Here is a 7,893-nt window from a genome sequence, read left to right as displayed (position 1 = left end):
GGAATACACCCAAATCCAGTCATTCCGCCCTTCTGCCGAAAGCGGCCGTTTATGAATTCACGGTCTAGTCGCGCCATGGCCGCAGATCGACCGAGAGGCTGCTGGGATAACGCGCGCCGCGCTGGACCTGCCAGCTTTCGGCCTTTCCTTCCGAATAGCGGCGGAAGGTGCCCGCATCCGCGCCGGCGAGGCTGAGGCGCAGCCGGTGCCCCGCCCTGATCCGCGCCGCGACCGGGAAGGCGGGAAAGCTGACCTCGGCAACCTTGCCCGGCGCCATCGGCCTGGCATCGGCCCGCGCGAAGCTTTTGGCCGGCTCGGGCTGGGCATAGGGAAGCCGGTCCGCGCGCGCCGGCTTGCGATGGACCGCGCGGAACAGACCCTCTGTGAGATAGGTCACGCGGCCATCGGGCGCGACATCCTCCAGATAGGCGAAAAAGGCCGGATCGGCGGTGGCGGTCGCGACGAACAGCGTGACCGAGGGTGTGCCGACCAGTTCCATGTCCTGCGCGAACGGTTCCGAACTATAGGTGAGCAGCTTGCGGTCGGCGTCGCGCCGGTCGCCATAGGCCGCCGGGGCGCCGATCTGCGTGGTCCAGCGCGTGGCGGTGCCGGTGGTCGCGGAGAAATCGACGTCGTAGTGGTCCGCGCCGTCGGGGCCGGAGCGGCCGCTGGACAATGAACCGGCAGCACCCAGGCGGAACCGGGTCCGTGTCGTGTCCGCCGGCGGCCAGTCCGCCGTGGACCGGAACTCGCCCGCGCCCAGCACATAATAATGGATCGCGCGCGTCACCGGCTTGCCCGCGCGGACAGTGGCGATGAACGCGGCGATCTTCGCCCATTGATCCTCGAACGCGGGCCGCGGGGCAGGCGCATCGGGCAGGAAGGGATCGGTCAGGCGGTTGCCGGCATGATTGTTGGCGGTGATCCACACCTCCATCAGCACGCCCGGAAGCGAGCGATACCGCGCGAGCGTGCCCTCCGCCGTGCCCGCGTCCATCCAGCTCGCCCAATATTGCACCGGCACGCGCCGGCGCGCGATGTCCGCCAGCCGGGCGGCCGGGCTCGACGCGAACATGGTGAAGCCGTTCGCGCCCTTGTCGTCGCGGAATTCCGCGCGGCGATAGTCGTCGGGCGTCCAGTGGCGCCGCGCCGCGAACGCCTTGCGCAGCAGCGCATGATCGGAATCCTCGTCCACCGGCTGGATGCGGGGCCACAGGCGCGCGCAATCCGCGACGCGCGCGCCGCAATCGAATCCCTCCCTGGGGTCGAGCGACTTACCATAGTCGCGCAGCAGCGTGTCTCCGCCCCACAGGCGCATCATCATCTCGTTGGCGATGCCGCCGGGCGCGAACAGGTGGAGATAGGCGTCGAAATCGCTTGCCCGGATGACCGCGCCGGTGAGCCCCGCCGGCGATCCGGTCGCGAGATCGGCGGTGTCCGCCATATAGGAGACGCCCTGCGCGAAGACCTGTCCGTTCGACCAGGGCCGGGTCTTCAGGTGGGTGATGATCGTGTCCATGTCGCGGATCTCGTCGGGGCCGATCTCGACCATCCGGTCGCCGAAGGACGCGGTCGAGCCGCGCGTATCGACGATCGCGACGACAAAGCCCTGATCCACCAGCGCGCGATATCTGCCGCCTTCGCCGTGGATGAAGGTTCCCGCGCGGCCATAGCGGGTCTGGACGAGCAGCACCGGGTGCTTGCCCTCGGCGCGGCCGCCGGGAAACCAGAGGCTGACGGCGACGCGCACCCCGTCCGGCATGGCGAGATAATAGGACCGGTCGCTCCAGCCGGCGGGGCGTGGCGTGGCCGTGGCGGGTTGGCCGAGAGATGTGGATGAGGGCGGGGGCGCGGCCGTTCCCGGCGCGCCGACGCTGCCCGCCAGTATCAGGGCGGTCGCCGCGAGCATGACGGTCATGCCCGCCTGCATCCTCACCCGTTCCAATCGCCGCATATCGGTCTCCAGCTAGCTCGCGGCGGCTTTTCGAACGTGCGCGCCGAATAATTGAGATTGACCTCATATTTGTATATTTGCAAGAGATGATGTCGACCAGCCCCGTTCGGCGCGCGCGCCGAGCTTGCCGAGGATAAGCGCCATGAAACCGATCCAGCCCGCAGCAATGGCCGATCCCGGCCCGCCGAGCGTTCCGCGCGCGACCGGACTTTCCCGGCGCGGCCTGTTCGGCCTGTCGGGCGCGGTGGCTGTATCGGGGGCGATCGCCGCGCGCGGGCAGGCGGCGACGTTGGCGACGGCGGCGGACGATCCGATCGCCGGGATCGTGCGGCAGGCGATGGAGCGGGGGCCGTTTCCCGGCATCGTCGTCGCGGTGCAGAAGGGCGAGCGGATCCTCTATCGCCGGGGCTTCGGCCATATCGATGTGGAGAACGGGGTGGCGGCGACGCCGGAGGCGGTGTTCCCGATCGGATCGGTCACCAAGACCATGACCGGCCTTGCGATCATGCAGCTCGTCGCACAGGGCAGGATCACGCTCGACGACCCGGCGGGCCGGCATATCGATGGCCTGCCCGCGCCCGTCGCCGCGCTGCGGATCCGCAATCTCGCGGATCACAGCGCGGGCCTGGTCGGCTATCTCGACGTGCCGGGCTTTCCGCGCGCGAGCCAGGATCCGATCACCCGCCAGCAGGTGGTGGACTGGTTCGCGAAACAGCCGCTTCAGTTCGAGCCCGGAACGCGCTGGAGCTACAGCAATTCGGGCATCTACCTGCTCGGCCTGATCATCGAGAAAGTGTCGGGTCTCAGCTATGACCGCTATCTCCAGGAACATGTCTTCGCGCCGTTCGGCATGGCGAACAGCTCGCTCGCCGGCTGGGCCAGGCTGCAACCGCGCCGGGCGCATGGCTACAGGCTTGGCCGCGACGGGCTCGAAAATGCGCAGCGCTACGATCCGCTGGTCGCCTTTTCGGCCGGAGCGGTGCTCTCCACCGTCGACGACATGCTCAGATATCGGCGCGGCGTGTTCGGCGACGGGCCGACCAGCCCGGCGGTTCGCGGGCTCGTGCTGGAGCGCGACCGGCTGAAGAGCGGCACGCTGCTGCCCTATTCGCTCGGCTGCCTCGCCATCGCCGATTTCGAGGGGCACCGGAAGATCGGCCATCCCGGCGACATTTTCGGCTTCAGCGCGCAATATGCCTGGTATCCCGACGACGACGTGACGATCGTGCTGCTGTCCAACATCCAATATGGCGGCATCTCGATCGTCTCGGTCGAACAGAAGATCGCGCGCGTGGTGCTGGGATTGCCCCAGCCCGTGATCGTCGACGCGCCGCTCCCCGCCGCCGACGCGGCGCGCTTCTCCGGCAGCTACGCGCTTGGCGAGATCCGCTTCGCGGTCGATGCGATGCGCTTCACGGTCAAGGATGGCGGGCTGCGCGTCGGGTTCGTCAAGGGCGGGGAGAGCGGACCGGGGATTCCGTTGCGCTACCAGGGCAGGGGCGAATTCGTGTCGGCCCATGACGACGAGCAGCGTTTCCGGTTCGAAGGCGCGGGCCGCCGCCGCCGGGTCTTCATGTCGTCCTACGGCTCGGTGTTCGAAGCCGTGGCGATCGCTTGAGTGTTAGGGCGCAAGCCATGTGGCGAGCGCCGCGACCGGTTCGGCGAGGCCCTCCGGCGCGGGTTCGTCGGGATAGAAGACGCGCAGCCAGATCAGGCTGGTCGCGTCCGCCACCATATCGTCGTCCGCGCCCATGCCCGCCAGCAGGTCGAGCAGGCCGGGATCGGGATAGACGATCAGCTTGCGCACCAGCTCGTCCATCATGCCGCCCAGCAGATAGGCGGCGAGCATGGGGATGCCGGGGCCGGTGCCGCGCCGACGGCGCACGCCTTCAGCGACGCGCTGATACCAGACCCGGTTGGCGTCCTGGCTCAGCCGCGCGAATTCGGGCGTCTCGTCTCCGACCTGGAGGATGCAGCGCATCAGCCCGGCATTGGCGCGGCACACCGAGATCCAGCGCCGGTTGGTCAGCCGGATCGAATCATAGGCCGTCCGCTCGCCGTCGCGCGGGGTTTCGAGGTTGAAGAAGTTTTCAAGAAGATCCGTAAGGACAGTGACGGTGGCGTCGGTCTTGTCCTTAAAGTAAATATAGAAAGAACCTTCGGCCATCTCGGCCGTCTCGGTAACATCCGAGACACGCATCGCGTGATAGCCCTTTTTTTCAAGAACCTTCGCGGTCGCTATCTTGATGCGTGCGCGCGTTCTCTGCCCCTTCTGCTTGGGCGGATCGTCTCGATAGGATGCTTCAAGGTGCTCGATATAAGAAAGATTCATGGATTCAACTTGAAAAATATGGAGGCGAGCACGCTTGTCGATTGACGTCGATCATAAATGAGGTCAATCTCATAAAAATGCAACCCCCGATGGGAAATCAATGACTCACATAGCCGTCACCCAGTCGACCGTCTCGCCGCAACCCGGAGACCAGCTTGGTCCCTCGACGTGGATCGAGGTGACCCAGGACATGATTAGCCAGTTCGGCGTGATCACAAAAGACCCCGATCCGATGCATGTCGATCCCGAATGGGCGCGCTCCAACGGCCCCTATGGCGGGCCGATCGCCTTCGGCTTCCTCACGCTCGCGCTGCTGACGCACATGCTGCACGAAGCGGTCGGCACCGCGCCGGAGGCGGAACGGCGCGAGCCGGGGCATTTCCTCAACTACGGCTTCAATCGCGTGCGCTTCATCGCGCCCGTCCGCGCGGGCGACCGCGTTCGCGGCCATTTCCAGATGAGCGACAAGGTGCTCGACGATCAGGGGCGCTGGCTCACCACCTTCGCCTGCAGGATCGAGATCGAGGGCGGGGAGCGCCCGGCGCTGATCGCCGACTGGCTGTCGATCGCCATCCCGCCCGAAAAGGACTGAGCGTGACCCCCAATGGAGGGTTCGACGGCCGCGAGACCAGTCTCTACGCGATCGGATCCTTCGGCACGGGCGCCTTCTCCACGGTGCCGAGCGTGCTGCTCCTCTATTTCTGCACGGAGATCGTCGGCATTTCCTCAGGGGTGGCGGCGCTGATCGTCTTTCTCCCCAAATTATGGGCGCTGTTCTGGGATCCGTTCGTCGGCGGATGGTCTGACCGCACGGTGAGCCGCTTCGGCCGGCGGCGGCCCTTCCTCGCGCTCGGCGCGGTCGGCACGGGCATCGCGTTCGTCCTGCTGTTCGCGCCGCCCGCGATGGCGCCGGCGGGCCAGGCGCTGTGGGTGGGGACGGGCTATTTCGCGCTCGTCACCTGCTACGCGCTTTTCGCGGTTCCCTATGTCGCGATCCCCGCCGAATTCGGGGGGACTCCGCTGGATCGGTCGCGCCTTGTCGGCTGGCGCATGGCCGCCGCGATGATCGGCGTGCTCGCGGGCGGCGCGCTCGCGCCCATGCTCGTCGCCGCGGCCGGCGGCGGCCGGACGGGCTATGCCGTCATGGCGCTCTGGCTGGGGGCGGCGTGCGCGGTCGCGATGCTGGCGCCGCTGTTCGTGCTGGGCGGCCGCGACGGCCCCGTGGCGGCGGCGGTCGCGCGGGCGCCCCTGTGGGATCAGGTGCGGGCGGCCCTTCGCGACCGCGCCTTCCGCTGGCTGGTGATCGCCTATGTCCTCATGCTCGCGGCGGCCGGGCTGATCTCCGCCTCCGCGCCCTATCTGATCGTCCACGCGCTTTCCCGAAGCGAGGCGGACATCGGCGTCGCGCTGGGGATCATGCTGGTCGCCACCAGCCTGACCGCGCCCATGCTCGCCTGGGCCGGCCGCCACTGGGGCGAGGCCCGCGTCCTGACCGTGTCGATCATCGTCTATATGCTCGCCGCCGCGATCGTGGCGCTCGCGGCGCGGCATCATCACTGGCCCGCGATGCTGGCCGGGTTCGCGCTGGCGGGGCCGGCCTTCGCCGGGTTGCAGGTTCTGCCCTATACGATCGCGGCGCACCTGATCCATGCGCGCTCGGCGGTGGAAAGCGCGGCGGAAGGGGCGCTGACGGGCATATGGACGGCCGCGGAGAAGATCGGCCTCGCGCTCGGGCCGCTCGCCACGGCGCTCGCCCTCGCGATGGTCGGTCGCGACTATGCGGGCGGGCTCGCGGGGTTCGTCATGCTGGCGACGGCGGCGCTCGGCATGCTCGCGATTCCGTCGCTGCGGCGGGCGGCGCGGCCATGAGCGGCCTGCCGCCCGAACTGCCGCGCATCAGCGACTATGCCGGCTGGCACGCGCGGCGGCGGCCCGATGCCGTCGCGCTCAGGCTGGACGGCCGTGGCTGGACCTATGCCGAGCTGGCGGCGGCGGTGGACCGGCTGGCGCGCGCGCTGCTCGCCGCTGGCATCGGCAAGGGCGACCGCGTCGCGACGCTCCAGCCGCCGCACCCGGCCTATCTGGTCGATTTCCTGGCGACCGCGTCGATCGGCGCGATCTGGGTGGGGCTCAATCCGCGCTACCGGCTCGACGAACTCCTGCATGTCCTCACCGATTCGGAGCCGGCCATCCTCCTAGCGCGCCGTCATATCGGCGATCGCCGCTATGACGAGGAACTGGCGGCGATCGCCGCCGCCTGCCCCTCGCTCCGCCGCATCGTCCTCCACGACAGCACCGATGGCCCGCCGGGCAGCGAGCCGATGGCGGCGTTCCTGCGATCGGGCGAGGCGATCGGGCAGGAAAGGCTGGACGCCGCGCGGGCCGGCTGTGGCGGGCGCGATCCCTGCCTGATCGTCTACACATCGGGATCGACGGGCGCGCCCAAGGGGGCGTTGCTGCACCATGCGGGCCTGGCGCGGTTCAGCCTCGCGCAGAACCGCCTCTGGCCGCTGTCGCCGCTTCGGGTGATCAACTATTTCCCGATCAACCATGTCGGCTCCGTCGTCGATTGCAGCCTGCCGTGCCTCGTCGCCGGCGGAGCGACGATCTTCATGGAGAAATTCGACCCGGCGGAATGCCTGCGGCTGATGGCGCGGGAACGCGTCACCCTGTGGGGCTCGGTGCCCAGCACCTTCCCGATGATCCTCGATCTTCCCGATTTCGCGGATCACGATCTTTCTGCGGTCGAACTGATCATCTGGGGCGGCGCGGCGATGGGCGAGGAGATGATCGCGCGCCTCGCGGCGCTGGGGCCGGCGCTCGCCACCAATTACGGGATGACCGAAACCACCAGCGCGATCACCGCCATCGCGCCGACGCGCGACCTGGAACGGCTCGCCAATTCGGTCGGCCCGGCGTTTCCGGGCGTCGAGATCAGGCTGTGCGGCGCTGATGATGTACCGGTCGGGCCGGGTGAGGTCGGCGAGGTGCAGACGCGATCGGCGCTCAATTTCCTGGGATATTGGCGCAGGCCCGACGCGACGGCGGAGGCGTTCACCAGCGACGGCTATTTCCGCACCGGCGACCTGGCGGTGTTGCGGCCCGACGGATGCTACCGGATCGTCGGCCGCATCAAGGAGATGTACAAGTCCGGCGGGTACAACGTCTATCCGCGCGAGGTGGAGGCGGTGCTCGAATCGCATCCCGCGGTGGAGGCCGCGGCGGTGGTCGCCATGCCGGATCCGACCTGGCAGGAGATCGGCGTCGCCTTCGTCACGCTTGCCGCACCCGCCGATCCCGCCGATCTCTACGTCTGGTGCCGCGCGCGCCTTGCCAATTACAAGCTCCCCAAGCGCATCGAGATCGAACGGGAGCTGCCGTTGCTGCCGATCGGCAAGATCGACAAGGCGGCGCTTCGGCGGCGGCTGGGCTGAGCGGGGGCTCCCGTCATTCCGGTCCCGGGGGCATGAGTGTGTGACGGTTCGCGCCGACCCATAAACCCGTTCGGGCTGAGCCTGTCGAAGCCCTGTCCTTCTGTTGCGGTGTCAAGGAAAGGACAGGGCTTCGACAGGCTCAGCCCGAACGGTTGGGGGGGGGGCTTATGTGG

General features: G+C 68.3%; 6 protein-coding genes. 4 read left to right on the top strand and 2 right to left on the bottom strand.

The features are described 5' to 3' along the window. Positions 1-64: 64 nt before the first annotated feature. Entirely contained in the window at positions 65-1,954 is a 1,890-nt protein-coding gene (locus tag ACODTA_RS29100) for a CocE/NonD family hydrolase (RefSeq protein WP_489070970.1), read from the bottom strand. Positions 1,955-2,096: 142 nt separating this feature from the next. Between ACODTA_RS29100 and ACODTA_RS29095 the strand changes: the two genes are divergently transcribed. Beyond that, the gene (locus ACODTA_RS29095) at positions 2,097-3,572 is read left to right on the top strand and encodes a serine hydrolase domain-containing protein (protein ID WP_489070968.1); all 1,476 of its coding nucleotides are present in this window, start codon (positions 2,097-2,099) and stop codon (positions 3,570-3,572) included. A 3-nt stretch (positions 3,573-3,575) separates the two neighbouring features. Here ACODTA_RS29095 and ACODTA_RS29090 read toward each other — a convergent pair whose 3' ends face one another. Continuing rightward, on the bottom strand, positions 3,576-4,286 hold the full coding sequence (locus tag ACODTA_RS29090) for a TetR/AcrR family transcriptional regulator (RefSeq protein ID WP_489070966.1): 711 nt from the start codon (positions 4,284-4,286) through the stop codon (positions 3,576-3,578). Positions 4,287-4,386: 100 nt separating this feature from the next. Here ACODTA_RS29090 and ACODTA_RS29085 point away from each other — a divergent pair, with 100 nt between their 5' ends. Genes ACODTA_RS29085 through ACODTA_RS29075 form a run of 3 tightly spaced genes read left to right on the top strand, consistent with a single transcriptional unit; the run spans position 4,387 to position 7,720 of the window. Continuing rightward, positions 4,387-4,878 (top strand): MaoC/PaaZ C-terminal domain-containing protein, encoded by a 492-nt coding sequence (locus ACODTA_RS29085; protein ID WP_489070964.1) that lies wholly within the window; start codon positions 4,387-4,389, stop codon positions 4,876-4,878. A 2-nt stretch (positions 4,879-4,880) separates the two neighbouring features. Then, entirely contained in the window at positions 4,881-6,155 is a 1,275-nt protein-coding gene (locus ACODTA_RS29080; RefSeq protein ID WP_489070962.1) for an MFS transporter, read from the top strand. Then, entirely contained in the window at positions 6,152-7,720 is a 1,569-nt protein-coding gene (locus ACODTA_RS29075; RefSeq protein ID WP_489070960.1) for a class I adenylate-forming enzyme family protein, read from the top strand. Before ACODTA_RS29080 ends, ACODTA_RS29075 begins: the two co-directional genes overlap by 4 nt. The last annotated feature ends 173 nt before the right edge of the window (positions 7,721-7,893 follow it).

Source organism: Sphingomonas sp. FG14, from assembly GCF_057809675.1.
This window is presented reverse-complemented; position numbering and strand designations above follow the sequence as displayed.